The following is a 25,728-nucleotide window of genomic DNA, read 5'->3' as shown; positions in this document are numbered from 1 at the left end:
GCGTTACCCGATTCCAGGGATGAGACGGACGAGCAGGTCGATCAGCCAGATCCCGAGGAACGGGCTGACGATCCCGCCGAGGCCGTAGACCAGGAGGTTCCGGCGCAGCAGCGCCGAGGCGGACGACGGCTTGTACCGGACGCCGCGCAGGGCGAGCGGGATCAGCCCGACGATGATCAGGGCGTTGAAGATGACCGCCGAGAGGATCGCCGACTTCGGCGTCGCCAGCTGCATGATGTTGAGCGCGCCGAGCTGGGCGAAGATGCCGGTGAACATCGCGGGCAGGATGGCGAAGTACTTCGCGAGGTCGTTGGCGACGCTGAAGGTGGTCAGCGCGCCGCGGGTGATCAGCAGCTGTTTGCCGATCTCCACGATCTCGATCAGTTTCGTCGGGTCGGAGTCGAGGTCCACCATGTTCCCCGCCTCCTTGGCGGCGGAGGTCCCGGTGTTCATCGCGACGCCGACGTCGGACTGCGCGAGCGCGGGGGCGTCGTTGGTGCCGTCGCCGGTCATCGCGACCAGCCGCCCGCCCTCCTGCTCCTTCTTGATCAGCGCCATCTTGTCTTCGGGCTTGGCTTCGGCGAGGTAGTCGTCGACGCCCGCATCCCGCGCGATGGCCTTGGCGGTCAGCGGGTTGTCCCCGGTGATCATGACGGTCTTGATACCCATCGAGCGAAGCTGGACGAACCGCTCCTTCATCCCGGGTTTGACCACATCGGACAGCCGGATCACGCCGCGCACGAACGCTTTCACGCCGTCGTACTCCGCGACCACGAGCGGCGTGCCACCCTGCCCGCTGATCTCGTCGACGACGCGTTCGGTCTCGTCCGGCATGTCGCCGCCGTGGTCGCGGACCCAATCCCGGACGGCCGAGGTGGCGCCCTTGCGCACCTGGCGTGCGCCGATGTCGATACCGCTCATCCGGGTCTGCGCGGTGAACTCGACGAACTCCGCGCGTTTCTCCTCGTCGGACGCGGTCTCCGCGAGCCCGTGCTCCCTCGCGACGAGTTCGACGATGCTGCGGCCTTCCGGCGTGCCGTCGGCGAGGCTGGACAGCCGGGCCGCCTTGGCGATGTCGCCCATGGTGGAGTCGCCGACCGGGATCAGCTCGGTGGCCTTGCGGTTGCCGAAGGTGATCGTGCCGGTCTTGTCCAGCAGCAGGGTCGAGACGTCGCCGGCGGCCTCCACCGCGCGGCCGCTCGTCGCGAGGACGTTGCGCTGCACCAGCCTGTCCATCCCCGCGATCCCGATCGCGGACAGCAGCGCGCCGATCGTCGTCGGGATCAGGCAGACCAGCAACGCGGTCAGCACGATCACGGACTGCTGGCTGCCGGAGTAGCCCGCCATCGGCTGCAGCGCCACGACGGCGAGCAGGAAGATGATCGTGAGCGTCGAGAGCAGGATCGTCAGCGCGATCTCGTTCGGCGTCTTCTGCCGGGAAGCGCCTTCCACCAAGGCGATCATCCGGTCCACAAAGGACTCACCGGGTTTGGTGGTGATCTTCACGACGATGCGGTCCGAGAGCACCGTGGTGCCGCCGGTGACCGCGCACCGGTCGCCGCCCGACTCGCGGATGACCGGGGCCGACTCGCCGGTGATAGCCGATTCGTCGACGGTCGCGATGCCCTCGACGACGTCGCCGTCACCCGGGATGACCTGTCCCGCCTCGACGACCACGAGGTCGCCGACGCGCAGATCGGCGCCCGGCACGGTCTCCTCGTCGCCGTCTTCGGTGAGACGGCGCGCGACCGTCTCCTTCTTGCTGCGCCGCAGGGTTTCCGCCTGCGCCTTGCCGCGGCCCTCCGCCACGGCCTCGGCGAGGTTCGCGAACAGGACGGTGAACCACAGCCAGATGGTGATGAGGATGGTGAACACGCTCGGATCGGTGATCGCGAAGACCGTGGTCAGCGCCGAGCCGATCCACACCACGAACATGACCGGGTTGCCGAGCTGGTGCTTGGGATTCAGCTTGCGCAGCGCCTCCGGCAAGGAGGTCAGCAGCTGGCGCGGGCTGAAGATCCCCGCGCCGACCCGGCCGGTGTTCTCGACGTGGTGCTGTGTCGTCTCTTCGGGAGTGCGTTCTTGAGTGACGGTCATGCCAATGCCTCTGCGATGGGCCCGAGCGCGAGCGCCGGGATGAAGGTGAGGGCCGCGACGAGCACGATCGTGCCCGCGAGCATCGTGCCGAAGAGCGGCCCGGTGGTGGGCAGCGTGCCGGCGGTCTCCGGAACCTTCCGTTGCGAGGCGAGGGATCCGGCCAGGCACAGCACGGCGAGGATCGGGACGAACCGGCCGAGCAGCATGGCCACCGACAGCGAAGACTGGAACCAGTCGTTCGTCACGGTCAGCCCGCCGAACGCGCTGCCGTTGTTGTTGCCCGCCGAGGCGTAGGCGTACAGGACTTCGGAGAGGCCGTGCGCGCCCGAGTTCGTCATGGCGGCCGGGGTGTCGGCCAGCATCAGCGCGACACCGGAACCGAGCAGCACCACGGTCGGCATCGCCAGCATGGAGACGGCCGCGCAGGTGACCTCGCGTTTCCCAAGCTTCTTGCCGAGGTACTCCGGCGTCCGGCCGACCATCAGCCCGGCGAGGAACATCGCGATCACGGCCATCACGAGGATGCCGTAGAGACCGGTGCCCACCCCGCCCGGCGAGATCTCGCCCAGCAGCATGTTGAGCAGCACGCCCCCGCCGCCGAGCCCGCTGTAGCTGTCGTGCGCGCCGTTGACGGCGCCGGTCGACGTGCCGGTGGTGGCGTTGGCGAACAGCGAGCTCAGGCCGATGCCGAACCGCTGTTCCTTGCCCTCCAGATTCGCCCCGGCGGCCAGCGACGCGGGGCCGCTCGCGTTGGCTTCGGACAGCCAGGTGACCGCGAGCATCGCGGTGAACAGCGCGGCCATCACCGAAAGCAGGACGTAACCCTGGCGCTTGTTGCCGACGAGTTTGCCGAACGTGCGGGTCAGCGACACCGGGATCACGAGGATCAGGAAGATCTCGATCAAGTTGGTCCAGGCGTTCGGGTTCTCGAACGGGTGGGCGGAGTTGGCGTTGAAGATGCCGCCGCCGTTGGTCCCGAGCTCCTTGATGGCTTCCTGGCTCGCGGCCGGGGCGAGCGCGATCTTGCTCGTGCTGCCATCGGGGTTGAGGACATCGACGCCGCTCTTGAGGCTTTGGACGACGCCGAGCGCGATCAGCGCGAGCGCCGCCACGAACGCGATCGGCAGCAGGATCCGGATCGTGCCGCGCGTCAGGTCCACCCAGAAGTTGCCGAGGCGGTCGGTCTTCGAGCGGACGAAACCGCGGACGACCGCGATGGCGACCGAAAGGCCGACGGCGGCGGACAGGAAGTTCTGCACGGTCAGGCCGGCCATCTGCACGAAGTGACCCATGGTCGCTTCGGGGCTGTAGGACTGCCAGTTCGTGTTGGTCACGAAGCTGACGGCGGTGTTGAAGGCGACCGCCGGCGAGACCGGTTCCTTGCCGAGGCTCCACGGCAGGATCGCCTGGAGCCGCTGAAGCAGGTAGAGGAAGACGACGGAGACGAACGAGAAGCCGATCACGGCGGACGCGTAGGTCTTCCAGTGCTGTTCCGATCCGGGGTTCACCCGGAACAGGCGGTAGAGGCCGCGCTCGGCCTTCGTGTGCTTCTCGGTGGAGAAGACGCGCGCCATGTAGTCGCCGAGTGGCCGGTGGACCACGGCGAGCGCGACGAGGAGGAGGCCGGCCTGCAGGAGGCCGGCCATCATGTCTGACATCAGAATTTCTCCGGCCTGACCAGTGCGATGAACAAATAGACGATCAGCCCCAGCGCCAGCAGTCCGCCGACGACGTTGGCCACGGTTCCCGTGCCGGTCACAGCTTTTCCAGACCGCGAAGGGTCAGGGCGAGAACCACGAATACGCCGATCAGGAGCACGGCGTAGAGCAAGTCGGCCACTAGGCACCTCTCAGGACAGGTCACCCCATCGGTGACCAGGACCCCGCAACACTGCGCCTGGTACAGACCAACGCGACCCTCGCCTGACGGCCTCTTGATGCCCCGATCGGGTGCCTTTACGACTTCTTGATGCCCGGTGACGTGCCCCACAGACGGTGACGCACTGCGGACGGAGCGTGCAATTCGGGCAGACAAGCCCGCCGAAGCGTGTTACACCGGTGTTACGGATAGTTGTATGCGCTAACTAATCACCGGGAGGTAGCGATGTGCGGAATCGCAGGGTGGGTCTCCTTCGACACGGATCTGACCCAACGCCGTGAGATCGTCGACGCGATGACCGAGACCATGGCCTGCCGCGGGCCGGACGACTCGGGCACCTGGGTGCGGCCGAACGTGGCGCTGGGCCACCGGCGGCTGGCGATCATCGACCTGCCCGGCGGCAGGCAGCCGATGGCCGAAGCCGGGCTGGCCGCGATGGTCTACAGCGGTGAGGCGTACAACTTCACCGAGCTGCGCGGGGAACTCCTCAAGCGGGGCCACAAGTTCGAGACCGACAGCGACACCGAGGTCGTGCTCCACGGCTACCTCGAGTGGGGCGACGAGGTCGTCGACCACCTCAACGGCATGTACGCCTTCGCGATCTGGGACGAACGTGACGAGAAGCTCGTCATGATCCGCGACCGCATGGGCATCAAGCCGTTCTACTACTACCCGACCCCGGATGGCGTCCTCTTCGGTTCCGAGCCGAAGGCGATCCTCGCGAATCCCTTGGCGCGCAAGGTGGTCGACACCGACGGCCTCCGCGAGCTGATGGCCATGACCAAGACGCCGGGCTGGTCGCTGTGGAAGGGCATGCACGAGGTCGGGCCGGGCACCATCGTCACGGTCGACCGCTCCGGGATCCGCACGCGGACGTACTGGAAGCTCGACGCGAAACAGCACACGGACGACCAGGAGACCACGGTCGAGCGGGTGCGCGAGCTGATGACCGACATCGTGCACCGTCAGCTGATCGCCGACGTGCCCCGTTGCGTCCTGCTCTCGGGCGGGCTCGACTCCAGCGCCGTCACCGGTCTCGCCGCCGCCCGGCTGGCCGAACAGGGCGAGCGGCTGCGCACGTTCTCGGTCGATTTCCAGGGCCAGGAGGAGAACTTCAAACCGGACGAGGTGCGCGACACCCCGGACTCGCCGTTCATCCGCGACGTCGCGCAGCTGGTCGGCTCCGACCACAAGGACGTCGTGCTGAACCCGGCCGAGCTCAGCGACCCGGAGGTCCGCCGCAAGGTGCTGGCCGCGCGGGACATCCCGGCCGGGCTCGGTGACATGGACACGTCGCTGTACCTGCTGTTCAAGGCGATCCGCGCGGAGTCGACGGTGGCACTGTCCGGCGAATCCGCCGACGAGGTCTTCGGCGGTTACCGCTGGTTCCACGACGAGGCCGCGGTGAACTCGGGGACGTTCCCCTGGCTCGCCTTCCGGATGGGGCTCACCAGTGAGCGGGGTGCCCTCCTGCGCGGCGAGGTCCAGGAGAAGCTCGACCTGCCCGGCTACATCGCCGACCAGTACGCCACCGCCGTCGCCCAGGTCGAGCACCTCGACGGCGAAAGCGAGCAGGACCGCAAGATGCGCACGGTCTGCAACCTGCACCTGAGCCGGTTCGTGCGGATGCTGCTGGACCGCAAGGACCGGGCGTCGATGGCCGTCGGACTCGAAGTGCGCGTGCCGTTCTGCGACCACCGCCTCGTCGAGTACGTCTACAACACGCCGTGGTCGCTGAAGACGTTCGACGGCAGGGAAAAAAGCCTGCTGCGGCACGCGACCGAACACGTGCTGCCGACATCCGTGCGGGACAGGGTCAAGAGCCCGTATCCGTCCACTCAGGACCCCGGATACGCGGCGGCGTTGCAGCAGCAGGCCAAGGAGGCCCTGACCGAACGGGACAACCCGGTGTTCGAGCTGGTGGACCGCGACTGGCTGCACCGGGTGTCCGAAGTGGACCCGGCCACGATGTCGTCGGCCCAGCGCTCCGGGATCGACCGTGCGCTGGACCTCTACCACTGGTTCGACCTGTACCGGCCCGAACTCCAGCTCGGCTGAGGTCCTGGTCCACCGCCGTCTCGGCGCCTGTGGGCGGAGCTGAGATTCGTCCGTGAAGTGACCACACACGTGAACCCGCCCGGCCGGAGGCCCCGCTATCGCGGTGGCAGGGCGCCCTCGGCACCCGGCGCGACCTGGAAGACCAGGTCGCGCCCTGCCGACGTCGATCGCGGCCGCGGGTTCACCAGCGGACAGTCACCGACGGCGGCGGACCGTGCCCCCGACCGCGGCGCCCCCGAGCACCGCGGTCGCGGCGAGCAGGATGCCCGCCTCGGTCCACTGGAACCGCCAGAACCGGTCGGCGGGCTGGTAGACGGTGAAATCCCGATACCCCGCCGCCTGAGCGCACGCGCTCTTCCCCAGCCCCAGCGGGCACCCGGGCACTTCGTCCAGCGAACTCGTTTCGCGGCCGTCCGGCGTGACCCTGCCCAGCTTGACGATCAGCGCCCCCTTGGTGGCCGGATCCGCGCCGATCGTGCGCACCGGCTCGGCGTAATGCGGCCTCAGCACCAGCAAGGCGATCGAAGCCGCGAGGAACACCGCGACGGTGATCGCGATGGCGGGCAGGGTCTTGCGCACGAGCGCCCCGGCCGCCGCACCGAGGGCGAAGGCGAACAGCCACCAGGCCGCCGGCGCGATCCCGAGCGCACCGAAGTAGGACGTCTCGGCGAAGCTCTCCGACTTGCCGGGGAACATTTCCAGCCACGCGCCGAACATCTGCCCGGAAGCGAGCCCGGCGAGCATCGCGCACCCGGCGAGAACACCGAACTTGACGGCCAGCCAGTGTCCCCGGCCGACCGACTGGGTCCACGCGAGCTGGTGGGTGTTGCGCTCGTACTCCCTGGCGAGCAGCGGCGCGCCCCAGAAGACGCCTGCCAGCAAGGGAACGAACGGCACCAGCACGACCAGCGGGTAGACCTTCTGATAGAGATCCTCCAGCCCCGCGTCGTATTCACGGCACGGGACGCCGCCGCCGTGGCAGTACAAGGAGGTCCTGCCGTTCGCGGCGCCGGCGGCGATCTGTCCGGAGAGGAACAGGATCCCGCCGAGCACGACGAGGAATCCGAGGGTGACGAGCAGCTGGGTGCGGTGCTGCCGCCAGGTGAGCCAGAGCAAGAAGCGGCGCCTTTCTCTTGAGGGGCAAGGCAAACGTGGCATGTTCGCGGGCGGGCCGGCGGCGGGGTGAAGGCCCTGGTCGAGTGCGGCTCGTGAGTGACGATTCGGCTATACAGGGGCGAGATGCCGGGTTGCGAAAGCCACTTTCGCAACCTTCGACGTTGCGAAAGTGGCTTTCGTAACATGAACCCCCGGCCCCGAGGGAGCCACGACACCTGTGCCTTTCTAGGAGCGGCGGCGGATGGCGAAGGTCGCGGCGACGGCGAGCAAAAGCGAGACGCCCGTCAGGATCGCGGCTTCGGTCCACTGGAAACGCCAGTACCAGTCCGCGGGCAGGACCTTGAGGGCGGTGATCTCACCTGCCGCGTCCCTGACCATTTCGACCACCCGGCCCACGGGTTCCGTGCCCACCGCGACGAGCCGCGGTTCCGCGTAGAGGTCACGGACGTTGCTCACGCCGATCATCAAACCCACCGACACCGCGATGGTGATGGCGATCGCGGGCAGGGTCTTGCGGATGAGCGCCCCCGCGGCCGTGCCGAGCACGAACCCGAAGAGCCACCACGCGCCCGGCGCGACACCGGTCATCGCGAACAGGACCGGGTTGTCGAAACGGCTGGTGAAGGCGGTGTCGCCGCGGTCGGTGGGGAAGACCGCCACCCAGCGCTGCATCATCGTGCCGAACGCGAGCCCGCCGAGGGTGGCGAGAACCGCGAGGAATCCCAGTTTCACGCCGAGCCAGTGGAATCGCGAGATCGACTGGGTCCAGGCGAGTTTCGTGGTGCCGCGTTCGAATTCGGCCGCGACGAGCGGGGCGCCCCAGAACACGCCGATCGCCACCGGGACGACCTGAAGCCAGGAAAGGTACTGGTAGAGATCCGCGAACAGCTTCGCCGGGGTCGGGCTGTCCGCCGCGGCGTTGCCGTTGACCAGCAGGACGATCCCGACGGCGACGAGCAGGCCGGCGGTGATCACCAGCTGCATGCGATGCTGACGGTAGGTGAGCCAGAGCATCGTTCCCCCTTACGCCGAAGCCAGTGTCGGGCGAGGCAGGCTCGCGGATTCGGGCCGCCGCAGGTAAGCGAGCACCAGTTCCTCCAGGTTCGCCGGCCGCTCGGTCCACTGTGGACCCAGTGGGACCGGTTCGGTGCGGGCGAAGACGGTCGCCTGCCGTCCCGCCCTCGCCTCGTCCACGATCGCGACCCGCCGGGCCAGCGCGTCGGCCTCCTCGGCGGGGCCGACGAAGGTCCGGTGCCCGGCGACGAGTTCGTCGATGTCACCACTGACTTGGACGCGGCCGCCGTTGAGGACGATCAGCCAGTCGCAGGTGTTCTCCAGATCGGAGACGACATGGGACGAGAGCAGCACGGTCATCCCGGTCTCGGCGACCGCCTCCATCAGCCCGCGCATGACCTCGTGGCGGGCGAGCGGGTCGAGGTTCGCGAGCGGTTCGTCGAGCACCAGGAGATCCGGGCGTTTCGCGAGGGCGAGGGTGAGCGCGACCTGCGCGCGCTGTCCGCCGGAGAGCTTGCCGACCTTGTGCTTCAAGGGAAGCCCGAGCGCATCGATGCGCTTGAGCGCGAATTCGTCGTCCCAGCCGGGGTTGAGGCGCCTGCCGAACTTGAGCATCTCCGCGATGCTGAAGCCGGAGTACAACGGCTTGTCCTGCGCGAGAAAGGCCGCGGTGCCCTGGATCGAAACCGAGCCGAGGGTCGGGTCGAGCAACCCGACGGCCAGGTGCAGGAAGGTCGTCTTACCCGCGCCGTTGGGCCCGACCAGCGCGACGACGCGACCTTTCGGGACGGCGAGGGAGCAGTCGCGCAGCGCCCACTTGCGGCGGTAACGCTTGCCGAGCCCGGTCGCCTCGATGACGGGTTTATCGGTCATGCCGTCCGCTCCCCTCGAAAGCCATCGACCACCACCGAGGTGAACAGCGCCTCGACGTCTTCCTGATCCAGCCCCGATTCGCGCGCGTCGCGGACCCACGCGCCGAGGCTCTTCCGCAAGCGGGTGTGCTCCGCGAACGAAGCGCCGCCGAGTGTCTTCTTGACGAAGGTGCCGAGGCCCGGCTTCCCCTCGACGAGCCCTTCGCGCTCCAGCTCGCGATAGGCCTTGAGGACGGTGTTGGGGTTGATCGCCAGCTCGGCGACCACTTCCTTCGCCGTCGGCAGCCGGTCCCCCGGCTCCAGCAACCCCAGGCGGAGGGCGTTCTTGACCTGCTGGACCAGCTGGACGTACGTCGCGACGCCCGAGCCCTTGTCCAGGTGGAAGGTGACCACTGGCAACACCCTTTCACTAATTAAGTAGTGAAAGGGTGCAGGCAGACCGCGGCGACTGTCAAGTGATCACGCGAAAAATCCGTGAAGGCCCCTTGAGGGAGTCTGGATCCCTCAAGGGGCCTTCACGGAAAACCCCAGCCCCAGTAAGAAGAAGCGCCAGTTCGACGACACGGGGGAAGACGTCGAGCTGGCACTACCCCCAACCCCCACCGCCTTCAGATCGGCGGTGCCTGTGCAAGCGAAGGTGCCCACCGTCGTACCGGAACCGAATGGGGGGTCCTGCCCGTCTGGTTGGTTGGGCACGGTTCCGGCGACGGGTCCTCGGTGGACACATGGGCAAGCATCACGCCGTCCGGATGCAGGGCGCTTGCACTACGCTTGCAGGCTCTGACGAGGGTGAGCGGAGGTGGCCGCGTGGAGTTCCGCGTCCTCGGCGCCGTCGAGGCGTGGGCCGACGGCGTTCCGGTCGATCTCGGTTCGCCCAAACAACGGCTCGTGCTGGCGGTCCTGCTGCTGGAGGCGGGCAAACCGGTACCGCGCGACCGCATCATCGACCTCCTCTGGCCCGAAGAACCCCCGGCCAGTGCCCGGAACACCGTTCAAGCGCTAGTGTCCAGGCTGCGTGCGGTGTTCCGCGGCGCGGGCGGGCCGGAGATCGTCTCCGAGGGGACCCGGTACCTGCTCAAGGTCGATCCGCGTCAGGTCGACCTGCACCGCTTCACCGAGCTGACCGCGCGAGCCCGCGACGCCGACGACGAGACCGCCGTCGAGCTTTTGGACGAGGCGCTCGGTTTGTGGCGCGGCGAGGCGTTGTCCGACGTGGTGAGCGGCGAGGTCGCCCAGCGGCTCCGCGGCGGTATGCACGAAGCACGCTGGACGGCGCTGGAGGATCGGGCCGAAGCGCAGCTGCGGCTCGGCCGCGGCAGGCAGGTCCTCGCGGAGCTGACCGAGCTGGTCGCCGCGCATCCCCTGCGCCAGCGGTTCGTCGGGCAGCTCATGCTCGCGCTGCACCGCGAAGGCCGCACCGACGACGCCCTCGAAGCCTTCCGCGCTCTGCGGGGCCGGCTCGGCACCGAGCTGGGTCTCGATCCCTCGCCGGAGCTGCGGCGGCTGGAATCCGCCATCCTCGGCGCCGATCCCGCGCTGGAACCCGCGACCCGGCCCGAGCCGGTCCGCCCGGCCCAGCTGCCGCACGACGTCCGGGGGTTCGCCGGGCGGGCGGCCGAGCTGGAGCGGCTCGACGAGGCGACCCGGCACCCGGGCGAGGGCACCGACATCTGGGTCATCAGCGGGACCGCCGGGGTCGGCAAGACAGCGCTCGCCGTCCGCTGGGCCCACCGCGTCCGCGACTCCTTCCCCGACGGCCAGCTCTACCTCGACCTGCGTGGTTTCGACCCCGACCACGAACCGCTCACCCCGGCCGTCGCGCTCACCCAGCTCCTGCAGGCGCTCGGCACCGCGCCCAAGGCGATCCCGCCGGACACCGACACACGGGCAGCGTTGCTCCGGTCCCTCCTCGCCGACCGCCGGGTGCTGCTGGTGCTCGACAACGTGCGCGACAGCGGCCAGGTCCTGCCGCTGCTGCCGCCTTCCGGCACCGTCCTGGTCACCAGCCGCCAGCGGCTCGGCGACCTCATCGCCCGCACCGGCGCCCGCGCGCTCCCGCTGTCCGTGCTGCCCGCCGAGGACGCGCGGCACCTGCTGGAAGCCGTGCTGGGCAGCGAAACCGTCGCCGCCGAGGCCGTCGCGGCCGCCGAACTGGCGCGGCTGTGCGGGCATCTCCCGCTCGCCCTGCGGATCGCGGCGGCCAACCTCGGTGCCAGTGGCGAACCCGAGATCGCCGAACTCGCCCGCGAGCTGGCAGGCGGTGACCCGCTGGCGGAGCTGACCGTCGACGGCGCCGAGGAAAGTGCCGTGACCACGGCGTTCGGTGTCTCCTACCGGGCGCTTCCCGAGGAGCACCGGGAGCTGTTCCGCCGTCTCGCGCTCGTTCCGGGCCAGACGTTCACCGCTCCCGTGGCGCAGGCGCTGACCGGTGTCGCGCACTCGAAGGCGAACCAGCAACTCAAGGCGCTCGCGGCGGCGCATCTGGTCGAGCGCTACACCCCGGGGCGCTACCGGTTCCACGATCTTCTCCGCAGTTTCGCGGCGGGACGCACGCTCTCGGAGGACTCGAAGGCCGACCGTGACGCCGCGGAGAGGCGGCTCTTCGAGAGCTACCTGAGTACCGCCGACGCCGCGGGGCGTGTCCTCATCCCGCATTTCCTGCGCCTGCCGCGCGAAGAACCGGCGGACAAACCCTTCGCCGACACCGAAGAGGCGCTGGCCTGGCTGGACGCCGAGTGGCCGAACCTGGCCGCCTCCGTCGAGCACAGCGCCGAACACGGCCCGCCCGAGTTCTCGTGGCATCTCGCCGACGCGCTCCGCGCCTTCTTCCACCAGCGCGGGCATCACGCGGAATGGATCGACACGGCCTCGACCGCGCTCCAGGCCGCCCGCCGCAGCGGCGCCGGGCAGGCACAGGCCGCGATGCACCTGAGCATCGCGCTGGCCTGCGTCAACAGCGGCCGCTACGACGAAGCGCGCGAACACCTCACCAACGCCCTGCGCGGCGATCTCCTGGACGGCTGGGACGCGGGCCGCGCGGCCGTGCTCAACAATCTGAGCGCGGTGCACCAGCGGCTCGGCGACCCGCAGGAGGCGATCCGCTGCGGGCTGGAATCCCTGCGGCTGTGCGAAGAACTGAACATGCCCGCCGTCTCGATGGCGCTGGCGAACCTCGGTTTCCCGTACTGGCAGACGGGTCAGCTCGACGAAGCGCTCGCCAACTTCACTCGCGCGCTCGCGGTCTCCGAACGCGACGGCGCCCGGTTCAGCGTCGCGGTGTTACTGGTCGACCTCGGCAACGTGCACCGGGACCTCGGCCTTCTCGACGACGCCTACGACTTCTACACCCGGGCGCTCGCGGCCAACCGCGAGCTGGGCTACACCTACGGCGAGGCGACGGCGCTGTCCGGCAGGGCCGTGCTCGAAAGCAGGCGCGACCCGGGCGAGCAGAACCACGCGGACGCGCTCGAAGCCGTCGAGCTCACCCGCAAGATCGGCGACCGGGGCACCGAGGCCTGGACGCTGGCCGGGCTCGGCGAGGTCTGCCTGCGGCTCGGCCGGCCGGAGGAAGCCGCGGAGCACTACCGGCTCGCGTTGTCCATCGCGCGGACGACCAGCTTCTTCTGGTGCGAAGCCGCCGCCCGGACCGGGCTCGCGGAAACCCTGCTGAAACTGGGAAAGCTCGCGGAAGCCCGGACACACGGCGAACTGGCACTGGAACTCGCCGCGCGCTCCGGCTACCGGCTCGTCGAGGAACGCGCGAAGCTGATCCTGGACGAGCTTTAGTCGTTGGTGTCGTACGACTTCACACTGGCGGCGATCGCCGCCGCGATCGCCGTCAGGACAGCGAGGATGATCGTCAGTGCCATGGCAGTGCTGTCGCCGTCGTCGAAGCTGAAGAGCCACTTCGCCTGAGCGCCGAACGGCGTGCCCCACACCAGGGGCGTCCCCACGAAGACCGCCACCACGTAGAACAGGCAAAGCCCGCACAGGGTCCAGGCGCCGGGAATCCGGCGGGCGAACGTGAACGCCGCCGCGATCACCAGGACCACGGCGGAGATGACGCCGCTGGCCATGTTCTGCACCGTGATACCCGGCGGGCGACCGTCCGCCTCCGCGGCGACGACGACGTTGTAGAGCGCGAACCAGACGAGCATGGCAGCGGCGAGCAACGCGAGGACGCCGGCTGTCACCGCTGCCGGCGTGTTGGCCCGCGGCTTGGGCCGCGCCGCCTGGCCCCACGGCGGAGGTCCGCTCGGCGTCGGCTGACCGGGCTGCGGAAAGCCGGGCTGCGGTGGATTCGGCTGCATCCGCACTCCTCGCGCGTTCGGCGGCACGGACCGGGCCGCCTGTCGTGGTTCGCGGTCACCGTAGCGAAAGTCGGCTCATGGTGGACCGTTCATGGCAGGAAACTGCCTTCGCGACACGGTGAGTCCGTGCGGCGCAGGGGGGCGAAGTCTGCCCCTGCCCGTGTCGCGAAAGCCACTTTCGCGACGTTGGATGTCCCGAAAGTGGCTTTCGCGACACGGCCTTGAGGGTTCGGCTGAGGAAACTCGACCTTCGCACGTGATACCGGCGGCAAGTACTCGTGACTGCGTCGGGTCGCTGGAGCCGACCGTGTCTCAGGGATGTACCGCCGGGTGCGCGAGTGGACGTCTCGCGTGATTGGACGGACGACACGTGTGATCAGAAGGCCGTCTCGCGTGATTGGACGGCCGACTCGGCGCGAGCCCCGGCCACGCGCGTGTCCGTCCATCCAGTCACGCGTGTCGTCCATCCAGTCACGCGTGTCGTCCGGTCAGACGCGGACCTCGTCCACGCGGACCGGGCGCCGTTCGCGGCGCGAGAGCTCGCACGCCTCGGCGATGTAGAACGCCTCCAGCGCGTCCGCCGCGCCGCACGGGCTCGGCGCGCGACCGGCGGCGACGTCGAGGAACGCCTTCAGTTCGCTGATGTACGCGGGACGGAAACGTTCCATGAAGCCGGGGTAGGCCGGGCCGGGCAACGGCTGGACGCCGGGTTCCACCGACGTCAGTGGCGCGCGGTCGTCCAGGCCCACCACGGCGTTGCCCGCCGAGCCGAGCACTTCCAGCCGGACGTCGTAGCCCGCGCCGTTGTAGCGCGTCAGCGAAACCACCGCCAGCGTCCCGTCGTCGAGCGTCAGCGTCGCGGCCGCGGTGTCGACGTCACCGGCGTCGGCGAAGAACCGCTCGCCCTTGTTGGCGCCGACCGCGTAGACCTCGACGACCTCGCGCCCGCTCACGAACCGGACGACGTCGAAGTCGTGCACCCCGCAGTCGCGGAACAGTCCACCCGAGTGCGCGACGTACTCGGCGGGCGGCGGTGCCGGGTCGAGCGTGGTCGCGCGCAAGGTGTGCAGCCAGCCGAGTTCGCCGGACGCCACCGCCGCCCGGGCCGCGGCGTAACCCGCGTCGAACCTGCGCTGGAAACCGATCTGCACCGGCACGTCCGCACCGGAGATCTTGTCGATCACCGCGATCGTTCCCGGGATGTCGGCGGCGACCGGCTTCTCGCAGAACACCGGGATGCCCGCGTCCACCGCCTTGAGGATCAGCTCCGGATGCGCGTCCGTCGCCGCGGCGATCACTAATCCGTCCAAAGAGGACGCGAAAAGCGAAGGGATGTCCGCCGCCGCTTCCACGCCGAGCTTCGCCGCGGCGGCCTGGGCACGAGCGGTGTCGACGTCGGCGACGACCACGGAGGAAACCTCGTCGAAGCTCTTCAAGGTCTCGGCGTGCGAAGTGCCGATCCGGCCGGTGCCGGCGAGTCCCAACCTCATGTGGTTACCTTTCTGGAGCGGCGGTGGTCGAACGGACCACCAGCGACGGGTGCAGCAGATGCCGGACCGGTTCGGCGCGTTCGCCCCGGATCCGTTCGAGCAGCGCTTCGACGGCCAGCCTGCCCATTTCCGTACGCGGCTGGTCCACAGTGGTCAGTGAGAGATGGCGCAGCGCGGCGAGCGAGGTGTTGTCGTAGCCGACCACGGACACGTCCTCCGGCACGCGCAGGCCCACCTCTTCGAGGGCGGAGATCGCACCGACGGCGTTGAAGTCGTTGCCCGCAACCAGGGCCGTCGGCATTCCGCCCATCGGTGGGTCGCTGAGCAGTTCGTGCACGGCCTTCTCCCCGGCGGTGTCCGTATGCTCGCTGTGCACGATGATCGGGTGCAGCCGGTGCCGCCGCATGGCCTGCTGATAGCCCCTGCGCCGGGCCGCCGCACCGGCCGCGAGCCCGCCGTCCAGATGGGCGATCCTCCGGTGTCCCAACGAGACCAGATGATCGACGGCGAGCGCGGACCCGGCCTCGCCGTCGTCGTTCACCGTGTCGACGCCCGCGGCGCGCGAAGTGCGCGACACCAGGACGACGGGACATTGCGCGGCCGCTTCCTCGATCGCCGAAGCAGGGACCACCGGCGACAGCAGGATCACCCCGGCGGGCCGGAAGGACAGCAGGCTCTTCAGCGCGGCACGCTCGCGCGCGGGACTGCGGCCGCCGGTGTTGAGGATCAGGTGGAACCCGGCCGCTTCCGCCGCCGCGTCCAGCCCCTCGACGACGTCGGCGAAGAACGCGTTGCGAAGGTCGGAGACCATCACGCCGAGGACGGTCGACGTCCGGCTCGCCAGCGACCTGGCCATCGCGTGCGGCTCGTACCCCAGTTCGTGCGCCGCGCACAGCACGCGCGTGCGCCGTTCGTCGGAGACGTTCGGCGCGTTCCGCATCACCAGCGACACGAGCGCACGGGACACTCCCGCCTTCGCGGCGACGTCCTCCATCGTCGGTCGCGCCATTTCCACCGTCCCCCTGCCCTTGACTTTACTGTGACGGACGCTACATGATTAGAGCGCTCTAATCAATAGAGCGCTCTAATCCGATCCCCGTCCCCACCGCTCCCACCGCAGGAGGCCGCCGATGACAGCGCCGACATCCCGGATCCGGATCGCCGCCGCCCCGATCTCCTGGGGCGTCTGCGAAGTCCCCGGCTGGGGCCGCGTGCTCGACGCGGAGACCGTGCTGGGCGAAATGGCGGAGCTGGGGGTGCGCGCCACCGAGCTCGGCCCGCCCGGCTATCTGCCGCGTGACCCGGCCGCGCTGCGTGAGCTGCTCGGCGGATACGAGCTGGAACTGGTCGGCGGTTTCCTCGCCGTGGTGCTGCATGAGGATCCCGAAGCCGCGTTGGCCGCGGCCGAGGAGTCCGCCGCGCTGTTCGCGGCCTGCGGTGGCGATGTGCTCGTGCTCGCCGCCGCCACCGGCCTCGACGGCTACGACGACCGGCCGAAGCTGAGCGAAACCGAATGGACGACCCTCGTCGAAACCTCAGGCGAGATCGAGAAGATCGCCGCGCGCCACGGCCTTCGCACCGTGCTGCACCCGCACGTCGGGACGCACGCGGAAACCGAGGAAGAGGTCGAGCGCTTCCTCGCCGATTCCGCGCTCCCGCTGTGCCTGGACACCGGGCATCTCCTGATCGGCGGGACCGACCCGGTCGCGCTGGCGAAGCGGCACCCCGGACGGGTCGGGCATCTGCATCTCAAGGACGTGCGCGGCGAACTCGCCGAAGACGTCCGCGCCGGCAGGCTTCCCTATGCCGAGGCCGTGGGTAAAGGTCTCTATGTCCCCCTCGGTGACGGGGACGTCGACATCGAAACGATGGTCAGGTCCGTCCACGAGGCGGGCTACGACGGGTGGTACGTGCTCGAACAGGACACCGCGCTGAGCGAGGGGAGCCCGGAGGATCTGCCGAAGCGGGACGTGGCCAGGAGCCTGGCGCATCTCGACGGAATCGTCAGCCGGCTCCCGGCTGCCAGGTAACGGAAGAAGCGAGGAGAGACGACGATGTCCCATCGCTTGAAAGCGGCTTCGGTGCTCGTGGCGGGGCTGTTGCTCCTGTCCGCGTGCACCGGGCCGAAGGCCGAGGTGAAACCGGCCGCGGGCGCGGGCCCGGAGACGGCGGAGCCCAGCGGGCCGCTGCGGGTCGCGGTCATCTCGCACGGCACGGCGGGCGACGCGTTCTGGAACGTGGTCAAGAACGGCGCCGAGGAGGCGGGCAGGCAACTCGACGTCCAGGTCGAGTACAACTCCGACGGAGACCCCGGCAACCAGGCCAAGCTGATCGACAACGCGGTCGCCCAGCGGGTCGGCGGGCTGGTGGTGTCGATGGCGAACCCGGAGGCGCTCAAGACCTCGATCGAGAACGCGGTCCGCGCCGGGATCCCGGTCATCACCATCAACTCCGGCGAGGACAAGAGCGCGGGCTACGGCGCGCTCACCCACGTCGGGCAGAACGAGACCATCGCCGGCGAGGAAGCCGGGAAGAAGTTCCGTGAGCTGGGCAAGAAGAAGCTGCTCTGCGTGGTCCACGAAGCGGGCAACGTCGGGCAGGCACAGCGGTGCGATGGCGCCAAGACCGGCTTCGCGGGCGACGTGCAGACCCTTCAGGTCGACATCAGCAACCCCACCGACGCCGAATCCCGGATCAGGGGCGCGGTGCAGACCGACTCCACCCTCGACGCCGTTCTGACGTTGAACTCCCAGGTCGCGGCGCGGGCGGTGAGCGCGATCAAGGCGGTCGGCTCGGCGGCCCAGGTCGGCACGTTCGACCTCAACACCGACGTGGTCGGCGCGATCAAGGCGGGCGACGTGGTGTTCGCGGTCGACCAGCAGCAGTACGAGCAGGGCTATCTCCCGGTGCAGTTCCTCAAGCTCTACCGGGACAACGCGAACGTCGTCGGCGGCGGGAAGCCGGTGCTCACCGGGCCCGACCTGGTCGACAAATCCACTGTGGACACCGTCGGCAAGTACGTGCAAAGGGGCACGCGATGACCACCACCATGCTCGACGAACGGATCGCGAAACCCCGCCTGCTCGACAGGCTGGTCGTCCGCCCCGAGATCGGCGCGCTCCTCGGCGCCGTCGTCGTCTTCCTGTTCTTCACCCTCGTCACCGACCAGTTCTTCAGCGGTAGCGGCGTGGCGACCTGGCTCGACGACGCCTCGACGCTCGGCATCATGGCGGTCGCGGTGTCCCTGCTGATGATCGGCGGCGAGTTCGATCTGTCGGCGGGCGTGATGACGGCGTCCACGGCGCTCGTCACCGCGACGCTGGCGACTCAGGCCGGTTGGAACGTCTGGCTCGCGCTGTTCGCGTCGCTGGTCTTCGCCCTCGCGGTGGGCGCGTTCAACGGCTGGCTGGTGATGCGCACCGGTCTGCCCAGCTTCATCGTCACCCTGGGCACCTTCCTGGCACTGCAGGGGCTCAACCTCGGCGTGACCCGTCTGGTCACCGGCACCGTCCAGGTGTCCGGGATGCGGTCGGCCGACGGCTACGAATCCGCCGGCTTCGTCTTCGCGTCCACAGTGGACATGGGCGGGACCGCGTTCCAGATCTCCATCGTCTGGTGGATCGGGTTCGCCGTGCTGGCGGCCTGGCTGCTGGTGCGGACCCGCTTCGGCAACTGGATCTTCGCCGTCGGCGGCTCCGCGCAGAGTTCGCGCGCGGTCGGGGTCCCGGTGGTGCGCACCAAGATCCTGCTGTTCATGACCACCGCGCTCGCCGCGTGGCTGGTCGGCTCGATCAACATCCTGCGGTTCGCGAGCGTCCAGGCGAACCAGGGCATCGGGCTGGAGTTCCAGTACATCATCGCGGCCGTCATCGGCGGCTGCCTGCTCACCGGCGGGTTCGGTTCGGCGATCGGCGCCGCGATCGGCGCGCTGATCTTCGGGATGGCGCGGCAGGGCATTGTGTTCGCCCGCTGGGACAGCGACTGGTTCATGCTGTTCCTCGGCGTCATGCTGCTGTCCGCGGTCCTGGTCAACAACGCCTTCCGGCGGCGCGCGGAAAGGGTGCGGCGATGAGTCGTCTTCTCGAGGTCAAGGACGTCGGCAAGACCTACGGCAGCGTGATCGCGCTGCGCGACGTCTCCACCGTGGTCGACGCGGGTGAGGTCACCTGCGTCCTCGGCGACAACGGCGCGGGCAAATCCACCCTGATCAAGATCCTCGCCGGGGTCCACCAGCACGACAAGGGCGAGTTCCTGGTCGAAGGCGAGCCGGTGAAGTTCGCTTCGCCGCGTGAGGCGCTCGATCGCGGAATCGCGACGGTGTACCAGGATCTCGCGGTCGTCCCGCTGATGAGCGTCTGGCGGAACTTCTTCCTCGGCTCCGAACCGACGGTCGGCTTCGGCCCGTTCCGCGCGCTCGACCGGAAGAAAGGCCGCGAGACGACCAAGAAGGCGTTGTCCGACATGGGTATCGACCTGCGTGACGTCGAGCAGCCGGTCGGCACGCTGTCCGGTGGCGAGCGGCAGTGCGTCGCCATCGCACGGGCCGTGTACTTCGGGGCGAAGGTCCTGATCCTCGACGAGCCGACGGCGGCGCTGGGGGTCAAGCAGGCGGGCGTCGTGCTCAAGTACGTCGCACAGGCCCGTGACCGCGGGCTCGGGGTCGTGCTGATCACGCACAACCCGCATCACGCGTACCCGGTGGCCGATCGCTTCCTGTTGCTCAAACGGGGCGCGTCGCTCGGCGCGTACGAGAAGTCCGAGATCGATCTGGCCGAGCTGACCCGGCAGATGGCGGGCGGCGCGGAACTGGAAGCCCTCGAACACGAATTGCGAGCCGCGGAGTCCCCTTCATGACCGCTCTCGAAGCACTGACCGTCGGCCGGGTCGGGGTGGACCTCTACCCTGAACAGAGCGGCGTGCCGCTGGCCGGGGTCAGCACCTTCGCCAAGTCGCTCGGCGGCACCGCGACCAACGTCGCGGTCGCCGCCGCGCGGCTCGGCCGCTCGACGTCGGTGCTGACGAAGGTCGGCCCCGACGGCTTCGGCGAGTACGTGCGGCAGGCGCTGCGGGAGTTCGGCGTCTCCCCCGAGCACGTCGGGACGTCGGCCGGATTGCAGACGCCGGTGGTGTTCTGCGCGCTGGACCCGCCCGCGGATCCACCGCTGCTGTTCTACCGGTCCCCCATCGCCCCGGACCTGACCATCACCGAGAACGACGTGCCGTGGGACGTCGTGGAATCCGTTCCGCTGCTGTGGGTCACGGGCACCGGCGTCTCCGTCGAGCCGGCGCGCGGCACCCAGCGCAAGATGCTCGAACGGCGCGGACGCCGGTCGCACACCGTGCTGGACCTCGACTTCCGGCCGATGTTCTGGCCGGACACCGAGACGGCGCAGGAAGAGATCGGCTGGATGCTCGACCACGTCACGGTCGCCGTCGGCAACCGCACCGAGGCCGAGGTCGCCGTCGGCACGGCGGACCCCGACGAGGCCGCGTCCCGGATGCTGGCCAGGGGTGTCGAGCTGGCGGTGATCAAGAAAGGCGCGGACGGGGTGCTGGTGGCCACCGCCGAAGGCCGCTGGACCGTGCCGCCCCAGCGGGTCGAGGTCGTGTGCGGGCTCGGCGCCGGGGACGGTTTCGGTGGGGCGCTGATCCACGGTCTGCTGTCCGGCTGGGATCCGGTGCGCATCGCCACCTACGCCAACGCGGCGGGCGCGCTCGTCGCTTCCCGGCTCGCCTGCGCCGACGCCATGCCCACCGCCGACGAGATCGAGGAGTTGCTGTGAGCAAGCTGCACCGTCCACTCGGGACGCTTTCGGACGAGCGGGACCCGGTCCGGCTCACCCCGGATTCGGCGGGCTGGGACTACAGCGGCCTGCGGGTCCTGTCGCTGGCCGCCGGGGAGTCCAGGGTGGTGCGCACGGGCGAGTACGAAGCGTTCGTCCTGCCCCTGTCCGGCGCGTGCACCGTCCGGGTCGACGGGCAGGTCTTCGCCCTCGCCGGGCGGGATTCCGTGTTCACCCGCGTCACGGATTTCGCCTATGTGCCACGGGACGCCGAAGTCGAGTTGTCGACAGTCGCGGGGATCGAGGTCGCCCTGCCGATGGCCCGCTGCACCCGCCGTCTCGAACCGCGCTACGGGCCGGCCGAGAACGTGCCGGTGGAGGTGCGCGGCGCGGGACAGGCGACCAGGCAGGTCACCAACTTCGGCGTGCCCGGTGTCTGGGACCACGCGGACAAGCTGAACGCCTGCGAGCTGATCACCCCGGGCGGCAACTGGTCGTCGTATCCGCCGCACAAACACGACGAGGCGTCCGACTGCGAGGTCGTCAACGAGGAGATCTACTACTTCCGTATCGCGGGCCGCGACGGCGTGACTCCTTCGCGCGAAGGGTTCGGCCTGCACCGGACGTACACCGCCGACGGTGGACTGGACGAGGACGTCGCGGTCCGGGACGGCGACGTCTTCCTGATCCCGCGCGGCTACCACGGTCCTTGCGTCGCCGCGCCCGGCTATCCGATGTACTACCTGAACGTCCTGGCCGGGCCCGCCGGCGAACGGTCGATGGCCTTCTGCGACGACCCCGCGCACGGCTGGGTCCGCGAGACGTGGAACGACCAGGAGCTCGATCCGCGCTGCCCGGTCACGAGCCACGAAGGGCGGGTCTCATGAAGCTGACCACGGCACAGGCCCTCGTGCGCTGGCTGCTGGCGCAGCGGTCGGAAACCCTGGACGGCCGGGAGGTCCCGTTGTTCCCCGGGGTGTTCGCGATCTTCGGGCACGGCAACGTCCTGGGTCTCGGCACCGCGCTGGAAGAGCACCGGGACGAGCTCCCTGTGTGGCGAGGGCAGACCGAGCAGGGCATGGCGCTCGCGGCGGTCGGCTACGCCAAGGCCACGCACCGGCGGCAGGTCGGCGTGGTGACGTCGTCGATCGGTCCCGGCGCGCTGAACATGGTCACCGCGGCCGGGGTCGCGCACGCGAACCGGTTGCCGGTACTGCTGCTCCCCGGCGACACCTTCACCAGCCGCGCCCCCGATCCGGTGTTGCAGCAGGTGGAGCATTTCGGTGATCCGACGGCCACGGTCAACGACGCCTTCCGCGCGGTGAGCCGGTACTTCGACCGGATCACCCGGCCGGAGCAGTTGCTTTCGACGCTGCCGCAGGTCGCCAGGGTGCTGACCGATCCGGCGGACGCGGGGCCGGTGACGCTGGCGCTCCCCCAGGACGTGCAGGCGGAGACCTACGATTTCCCGGACGCGTTGTTCGCGCCGGTGACCCATCGCCCGCAGCGCCCGCGGCCCGATCGCCGGGCGCTCACCGAAGCGGCGGGCCTGCTCCGGGCGGCGCGGAAACCGTTGCTGGTACTCGGCGGCGGCGTCCGGTATTCCGGCGCGGGCGCGCGGGCGCTGGCCTTCGCCGAACGGCACGGCATCCCGGTCACCGAAACCACGGCGGGGCGCACCCTGGTCCCGCACGGCCATCCGCTGCACGCCGGCCCGCTCGGGGTCACCGGCTCGACCTCGGCGAACGTGCTGGCCGCCGAGTCCGACGTCGTGCTGGCCGTCGGCACGCGCTTACAAGACTTCACCACGGCGTCCTGGACGGTGTTCTCCCCGGACGTCCGGCTGATCACGCTGAACGCCGCCCGGTTCGACGCGGTCAAGCACGGTGCGCTGGCCGTCGTGGGCGACGCCGACGCGGGGCTCGTGGATCTGTCCGCCCAGCTCGAAAACTGGCAGGTCGATCCACTGTGGACGGAGCGTACCTCGGCGGAGCGCGCCCGCTGGGACGCGCATATCGACACCCTGCGCGCCGCTTCCGGCGAGGTGCCGACATACGCCCAGGTCGTCGGCGCGGTCAACGACCTCTCCGAACCGCACGACTACGTGATGACCGCGTCCGGCGGGATGCCGGGCGAGCTGATCGGCGGCTGGCGAGGTTCGGGCTCGATCGGTATGGACGTCGAGTACGGGTTCTCGTGCATGGGTTACGAACTGGCGGGTGCCTGGGGTGCGGCGATGGCGCATACCGAGGGCCTGGTCACCACGATGCTGGGCGACGGTTCGTACCTGATGCTGAACTCCGAACTGTTCTCGGCCGCCTTCGCCGGCCATCCCTTCGTGGCGGTGGTCTGCGACAACGACGGCTACGCGGTCATCGCCCGGCTGCAGGAGGGGCAGGGCGGCAAGCCGTTCAACAACCTCCTCGGTGACTGCCGGAGCGCGCACACCGCTCCGCCTCGGGTCGACTTCGCGCGGCACGCGGAGTCGCTGGGGTGCGCGGTGTTCACAGCGTCCACTGTGGACGACGTGCGGGCGGCGTACGCGAAGGCACGGGAAGCCGCGGTGGCCGAGCACCGGCCGGCGGTGGTCGTGGTGCGCACCCTGCCGGACGCGTGGACCGAAGCCGGTGCCTGGTGGGAAGTCGGCGTTCCGGAACACCTTTCCGGACGTGCGGACTTCGAGGAGAGCAAAGCCGGACAGGTCAGGTACTTGAAGAGCTGACGAGACGCACCGCCCGCACGAACGCTCCCACCAGCGGGCCGGTGCTCTCCTTCGGCCAGGCCAGCGCGATCCGCAGTGGCTCGATGTCGACGATCGGCCGCCACACCAGATCCGGATGCGCGTAGAACCTCGCCATCGACTCGGGCGAGATGCAGACCGCGTCGGTGGTGGCGACGAGTTCGAGCATCTCCTCCACGTTGCCGTTCTCCGGTCCCCAGTTCGGCGCCGAGCCGTCGGGACGCGGGTTGACCGCCCACCAGTCGACCCACTCGGGCGGAGCGTTGCGGGTCCAGAGCAAAGGCGCGTCGCGGAGATCGTGGATGACGACTTCTTCCTTGGCCGACAAGGGATGTGACGCGTTCATGGCGACCCATCGCCGTTCGGTCGCGACGACTTCGGCGTGCAAACCGGTCAGATCGGCGGGTAGCCAGACGAACGCGATGTCCGCGAGTCCGTCACGTAACGCCTGCGCCTCACCACCCCAGTCGAACCGCTTCGGTTCGATGGTCGCGTCGGCGTGGCGTTCGGTGAACAGGGTCCGCGCCCGCCGGGCGAGCGGGCCGCCGCCGGTCGCGACGAAGCCGACCCGCAGCACGTTGCCCGCGGCCGCGGCGGCCGTGCGCACGAGACGGCCGGTGAGCTGCCACTCGGCGAGAAGGCGGCGCGCGGCGGGCAGGAGGACCTCACCGGCGGCGGTCAGCCGGATCTCCGAGTTCCCCCGGGTGAACAGGTCCGTGCCGAGCCGGGACTCCAGTTGGCGGATCTGGCGGCTCAGCGACGGCTGCGTGACGAACAGGGCTTCGGCGGCCCTGGTGAAGCTCAGCTGTTCCGCGACGGCGACGAAATAGCGCAGCACCCTCGTGTCGACGTCCATGTCCCGATCCTCCCGATGCCCAGAACGTATGGGTACGGGCATTGGACCGCCGTGAGGTCCCGGTGATTGCGTGGACGGCATCCACTTCTGGAGGGAAAAGACCGTGGAAGACCGAAGGACACCGATCGACCGGGCGACGTTCCTGCGGGCAGGCGGCACGGGCGCCGCCGCGCTGCTGGCCACGTCCCTGACCGGCGGGACCGCCTCCGCCGTGCCGGAGCGGACCCGGGAGCACCCCAACGTCGCGCTGATCCGCCGTTACTACGAGGCGTACGGGTCCGGCGATCTCAATGCCCTCAAGCAGTTCTTCACACCGGACATCCGGTGGACGATCCCGGGACACCATCCGCTCGCCGGGACCAAGACCGGTGCGGACGAGGTGATCGCCTTCTTCGGCGAGCTCGCCCGTGCTGGATTCCGCGCGGAGGTGCTGTACCTCGCCGCGGACGGCGACCGGGTGGTCGATCTGCACCGCGGCTGGAGCACCACGCCCGCCGGGCTGGACATCACCTGGGTGCTCGCCTATCGCATCCAGGGCAGGCGGATCGCCGAGGCGATCAACTTCGCGTCCGACCAGCACGCCGCCGACGCGTTCTTCTGGCGGCGATATCCGCTGGCACGGATTCCCGACCGTCTCGCCAAGGGCTGAGCGATGGACACCTCACGCAGACGAGTGCTGACCGCGGGTGCCCTGGGGCTCGCGGCGACGGCCATGGCGCCGACCGGCGCGGCCGCCGCCGCGGAACGGTCACGAGGCCGGTTCGACGGCAAAGTCGTGCTGATCACCGGCGCGACCTCGGGTATCGGTGCCGCCACGGCGCGGGCGATGGCGGACGAGGGTGCGAAGGTGTTCTTCTGTGGCCGCCGCGAAAAGCTCGGCCAGGAGGTGGCGGCCGGAATCCGGGCGCGGGGCGGCGAGGCGACCTTCCGCCGCGCGGACGTCCGGGTGGAGGCCGACGTGCGCGGTCTGGTCGACCAGTGCGTGCGCCGTTACGGCCGCTTGGACATCGCCGTCAACAACGCGGGGATCGAAAGCCCGCGCGCGGTACCGCTCGCCGAGCAGACCCTGGCCGACCTGGAGGACGTCTGGCGCACCAACACGGCCGGGGTCTTCCTCGGGATGAAGTACGAGATTCCGCGGATGCTCGCGCAGGGTGGTGGCGTCATCGTCAACACCGCCTCGATCTCCGCGGAGGTCGGGTTCGCCACCATCGCGCCCTACAACGCGAGCAAGCACGGTGTCACGTCGCTGACCAAGGTCGCGGCGCTCGAGTACGCGGACAAGAACATCCGGGTCAACGCCTTCGCTCCGGGCGCCGTGGACACCCCGATGCTCCGCCGCGCCGCGGAGGCCTTCGGCCTGACCTACGAACAGATCGCGCAGGACTATCCGATCAAGCGCATCGTGCGGCCGGAGGAGATGGCGACCGTGGTGATGTGGCTCAGCTCCCCGGATTCGAGCGCGGTGACCGGGACCGACGTCGACGCGAGCGGCGGTTACCTGACGGGCTGAC

General features: G+C 69.5%; 22 protein-coding genes. 11 read left to right on the top strand and 11 right to left on the bottom strand.

Annotation, left to right across the window (positions count from 1 at the left end; translation table 11 throughout):
- Nucleotides 1-3: 3 nt before the first annotated feature.
- Genes kdpB through kdpF form a run of 3 tightly spaced genes read right to left on the bottom strand, consistent with a single transcriptional unit; the run spans nt 4 to nt 3,856 of the window.
- Complete coding sequence (gene kdpB, locus NQK81_RS36790; RefSeq protein WP_257485154.1) at nt 4-2,097, bottom strand: potassium-transporting ATPase subunit KdpB; 2,094 nt, start codon at nt 2,095-2,097, stop codon at nt 4-6.
- The gene (kdpA, locus tag NQK81_RS36785) at nt 2,094-3,755 is read right to left on the bottom strand and encodes a potassium-transporting ATPase subunit KdpA (RefSeq protein ID WP_257485153.1); all 1,662 of its coding nucleotides are present in this window, start codon (nt 3,753-3,755) and stop codon (nt 2,094-2,096) included. Before kdpA ends, kdpB begins: the two co-directional genes overlap by 4 nt.
- Nucleotides 3,755-3,856: a K(+)-transporting ATPase subunit F gene (gene kdpF / locus NQK81_RS36780; RefSeq protein ID WP_020630647.1), complete on the bottom strand. Its 102-nt coding sequence runs from the start codon at nt 3,854-3,856 to the stop codon at nt 3,755-3,757. The genes kdpA and kdpF overlap by 1 nt, the downstream gene beginning before the upstream one ends.
- Nucleotides 3,857-4,200: 344 nt before the next feature.
- Here kdpF and asnB point away from each other — a divergent pair, with 344 nt between their 5' ends.
- A complete protein-coding gene (asnB, locus tag NQK81_RS36775) occupies nt 4,201-6,033 on the top strand; it encodes an asparagine synthase (glutamine-hydrolyzing) (protein WP_257485152.1) in 1,833 nt (610 codons plus the stop codon).
- Nucleotides 6,034-6,228: 195 nt separating this feature from the next.
- Here the strand turns inward: asnB and NQK81_RS36770 are convergent, their stop codons facing one another.
- The 4 genes from NQK81_RS36770 to NQK81_RS36755 all read right to left on the bottom strand — a co-directional run bounded on the left by NQK81_RS36770 (nt 6,229) and on the right by NQK81_RS36755 (nt 9,428).
- On the bottom strand, nt 6,229-7,149 hold the full coding sequence (locus NQK81_RS36770; RefSeq protein WP_257485151.1) for an ABC-2 membrane transporter-related protein: 921 nt from the start codon (nt 7,147-7,149) through the stop codon (nt 6,229-6,231).
- A 225-nt stretch (nt 7,150-7,374) separates the two neighbouring features.
- Entirely contained in the window at nt 7,375-8,163 is a 789-nt protein-coding gene (locus tag NQK81_RS36765) for an ABC-2 membrane transporter-related protein (RefSeq protein ID WP_257485150.1), read from the bottom strand.
- 9 nt (nt 8,164-8,172) lie between these two features.
- Entirely contained in the window at nt 8,173-9,036 is an 864-nt protein-coding gene (locus NQK81_RS36760; RefSeq protein WP_257485149.1) for an ABC transporter ATP-binding protein, read from the bottom strand.
- Entirely contained in the window at nt 9,033-9,428 is a 396-nt protein-coding gene (locus tag NQK81_RS36755; RefSeq protein WP_126733463.1) for a GntR family transcriptional regulator, read from the bottom strand. Before NQK81_RS36755 ends, NQK81_RS36760 begins: the two co-directional genes overlap by 4 nt.
- Before the next feature lie 414 nt (nt 9,429-9,842).
- Here NQK81_RS36755 and NQK81_RS36750 point away from each other — a divergent pair, with 414 nt between their 5' ends.
- A complete protein-coding gene (locus NQK81_RS36750) occupies nt 9,843-12,821 on the top strand; it encodes an AfsR/SARP family transcriptional regulator (RefSeq protein WP_257485148.1) in 2,979 nt (992 codons plus the stop codon).
- Here the strand turns inward: NQK81_RS36750 and NQK81_RS36745 are convergent.
- The 3 genes from NQK81_RS36745 to NQK81_RS36735 all read right to left on the bottom strand — a co-directional run bounded on the left by NQK81_RS36745 (nt 12,818) and on the right by NQK81_RS36735 (nt 15,844).
- Entirely contained in the window at nt 12,818-13,345 is a 528-nt protein-coding gene (locus NQK81_RS36745) for a hypothetical protein (protein WP_257485147.1), read from the bottom strand. The genes NQK81_RS36750 and NQK81_RS36745 overlap by 4 nt on opposite strands.
- Nucleotides 13,346-13,833: 488 nt before the next feature.
- Nucleotides 13,834-14,835 carry a Gfo/Idh/MocA family protein gene (locus NQK81_RS36740; protein ID WP_257485146.1) on the bottom strand — a complete coding sequence of 334 codons (1,002 nt, stop codon included), beginning with the start codon at nt 14,833-14,835 and terminating at the stop codon, nt 13,834-13,836.
- 4 nt (nt 14,836-14,839) lie between these two features.
- On the bottom strand, nt 14,840-15,844 hold the full coding sequence (locus tag NQK81_RS36735; protein ID WP_126733466.1) for a LacI family DNA-binding transcriptional regulator: 1,005 nt from the start codon (nt 15,842-15,844) through the stop codon (nt 14,840-14,842).
- A 121-nt stretch (nt 15,845-15,965) separates the two neighbouring features.
- On the opposite strand from NQK81_RS36735, the gene NQK81_RS36730 reads away from it, so the two are divergent.
- Genes NQK81_RS36730 through iolD form a run of 7 tightly spaced genes read left to right on the top strand, consistent with a single transcriptional unit; the run spans nt 15,966 to nt 23,340 of the window.
- Nucleotides 15,966-16,865, top strand: a complete 900-nt coding sequence (locus NQK81_RS36730; RefSeq protein WP_257485145.1) for a sugar phosphate isomerase/epimerase family protein — start codon at nt 15,966-15,968, stop codon at nt 16,863-16,865.
- 24 nt (nt 16,866-16,889) lie between these two features.
- A complete protein-coding gene (locus tag NQK81_RS36725; protein ID WP_126733468.1) occupies nt 16,890-17,876 on the top strand; it encodes a sugar ABC transporter substrate-binding protein in 987 nt (328 codons plus the stop codon).
- Nucleotides 17,873-18,907, top strand: a complete 1,035-nt coding sequence (locus NQK81_RS36720) for an ABC transporter permease (protein WP_257485144.1) — start codon at nt 17,873-17,875, stop codon at nt 18,905-18,907. Before NQK81_RS36725 ends, NQK81_RS36720 begins: the two co-directional genes overlap by 4 nt.
- Nucleotides 18,904-19,689, top strand: coding sequence for an ATP-binding cassette domain-containing protein (locus NQK81_RS36715; protein ID WP_257485143.1), 786 nt, complete (start codon nt 18,904-18,906; stop codon nt 19,687-19,689). The genes NQK81_RS36720 and NQK81_RS36715 overlap by 4 nt, the downstream gene beginning before the upstream one ends.
- A complete protein-coding gene (gene iolC / locus NQK81_RS36710; RefSeq protein ID WP_257485142.1) occupies nt 19,686-20,618 on the top strand; it encodes a 5-dehydro-2-deoxygluconokinase in 933 nt (310 codons plus the stop codon). Before NQK81_RS36715 ends, iolC begins: the two co-directional genes overlap by 4 nt.
- Nucleotides 20,615-21,505, top strand: coding sequence for a 5-deoxy-glucuronate isomerase (gene iolB, locus NQK81_RS36705; RefSeq protein ID WP_257485141.1), 891 nt, complete (start codon nt 20,615-20,617; stop codon nt 21,503-21,505). The genes iolC and iolB overlap by 4 nt, the downstream gene beginning before the upstream one ends.
- Nucleotides 21,502-23,340 carry a 3D-(3,5/4)-trihydroxycyclohexane-1,2-dione acylhydrolase (decyclizing) gene (gene iolD, locus NQK81_RS36700; protein WP_257485140.1) on the top strand — a complete coding sequence of 613 codons (1,839 nt, stop codon included), beginning with the start codon at nt 21,502-21,504 and terminating at the stop codon, nt 23,338-23,340. Before iolB ends, iolD begins: the two co-directional genes overlap by 4 nt.
- Here the strand turns inward: iolD and NQK81_RS36695 are convergent.
- Nucleotides 23,321-24,214, bottom strand: a complete 894-nt coding sequence (locus NQK81_RS36695; protein ID WP_257485139.1) for a LysR family transcriptional regulator — start codon at nt 24,212-24,214, stop codon at nt 23,321-23,323. The two genes, iolD and NQK81_RS36695, sit on opposite strands and share 20 nt — an antisense overlap.
- Before the next feature lie 103 nt (nt 24,215-24,317).
- Here NQK81_RS36695 and NQK81_RS36690 point away from each other — a divergent pair, with 103 nt between their 5' ends.
- The gene (locus tag NQK81_RS36690; RefSeq protein ID WP_257485138.1) at nt 24,318-24,863 is read left to right on the top strand and encodes a nuclear transport factor 2 family protein; all 546 of its coding nucleotides are present in this window, start codon (nt 24,318-24,320) and stop codon (nt 24,861-24,863) included.
- Between the two features lie 3 nt (nt 24,864-24,866).
- Nucleotides 24,867-25,727, top strand: a complete 861-nt coding sequence (locus tag NQK81_RS36685) for an SDR family NAD(P)-dependent oxidoreductase (RefSeq protein WP_257485137.1) — start codon at nt 24,867-24,869, stop codon at nt 25,725-25,727.
- Nucleotide 25,728 lies beyond the last annotated feature (1 nt).

It is taken from the genome of Amycolatopsis roodepoortensis (assembly GCF_024628825.1).
Classification (GTDB): domain Bacteria; phylum Actinomycetota; class Actinomycetes; order Mycobacteriales; family Pseudonocardiaceae; genus Amycolatopsis; species Amycolatopsis roodepoortensis.
The sequence above is the reverse complement of the archived record's forward strand: the minus strand, read 5'-3'. Positions and strand labels throughout refer to the sequence as shown.

Excerpts from the sequence above, each read along its gene's own strand:
- kdpB (WP_257485154.1), bottom strand. The coding sequence starts at position 2,097 with ATGACCGTCACTCAAGAACGCACTCCCGAAGAGACGACACAGCACCAC.
- kdpA (WP_257485153.1), bottom strand. The coding sequence starts at position 3,755 with ATGTCAGACATGATGGCCGGCCTCCTGCAGGCCGGCCTCCTCCTCGTC.
- asnB (WP_257485152.1), top strand. The coding sequence starts at position 4,201 with ATGTGCGGAATCGCAGGGTGGGTCTCCTTCGACACGGATCTGACCCAA.
- NQK81_RS36765 (WP_257485150.1), bottom strand. The coding sequence starts at position 8,163 with ATGCTCTGGCTCACCTACCGTCAGCATCGCATGCAGCTGGTGATCACC.
- NQK81_RS36760 (WP_257485149.1), bottom strand. The coding sequence starts at position 9,036 with ATGACCGATAAACCCGTCATCGAGGCGACCGGGCTCGGCAAGCGTTAC.
- NQK81_RS36745 (WP_257485147.1), bottom strand. The coding sequence starts at position 13,345 with ATGCAGCCGAATCCACCGCAGCCCGGCTTTCCGCAGCCCGGTCAGCCG.
- NQK81_RS36740 (WP_257485146.1), bottom strand. The coding sequence starts at position 14,835 with ATGAGGTTGGGACTCGCCGGCACCGGCCGGATCGGCACTTCGCACGCC.
- NQK81_RS36735 (WP_126733466.1), bottom strand. The coding sequence starts at position 15,844 with ATGGCGCGACCGACGATGGAGGACGTCGCCGCGAAGGCGGGAGTGTCC.
- NQK81_RS36730 (WP_257485145.1), top strand. The coding sequence starts at position 15,966 with ATGACAGCGCCGACATCCCGGATCCGGATCGCCGCCGCCCCGATCTCC.
- NQK81_RS36725 (WP_126733468.1), top strand. The coding sequence starts at position 16,890 with ATGTCCCATCGCTTGAAAGCGGCTTCGGTGCTCGTGGCGGGGCTGTTG.
- NQK81_RS36720 (WP_257485144.1), top strand. The coding sequence starts at position 17,873 with ATGACCACCACCATGCTCGACGAACGGATCGCGAAACCCCGCCTGCTC.
- NQK81_RS36715 (WP_257485143.1), top strand. The coding sequence starts at position 18,904 with ATGAGTCGTCTTCTCGAGGTCAAGGACGTCGGCAAGACCTACGGCAGC.
- iolC (WP_257485142.1), top strand. The coding sequence starts at position 19,686 with ATGACCGCTCTCGAAGCACTGACCGTCGGCCGGGTCGGGGTGGACCTC.
- iolD (WP_257485140.1), top strand. The coding sequence starts at position 21,502 with ATGAAGCTGACCACGGCACAGGCCCTCGTGCGCTGGCTGCTGGCGCAG.
- NQK81_RS36695 (WP_257485139.1), bottom strand. The coding sequence starts at position 24,214 with ATGGACGTCGACACGAGGGTGCTGCGCTATTTCGTCGCCGTCGCGGAA.
- NQK81_RS36685 (WP_257485137.1), top strand. The coding sequence starts at position 24,867 with ATGGACACCTCACGCAGACGAGTGCTGACCGCGGGTGCCCTGGGGCTC.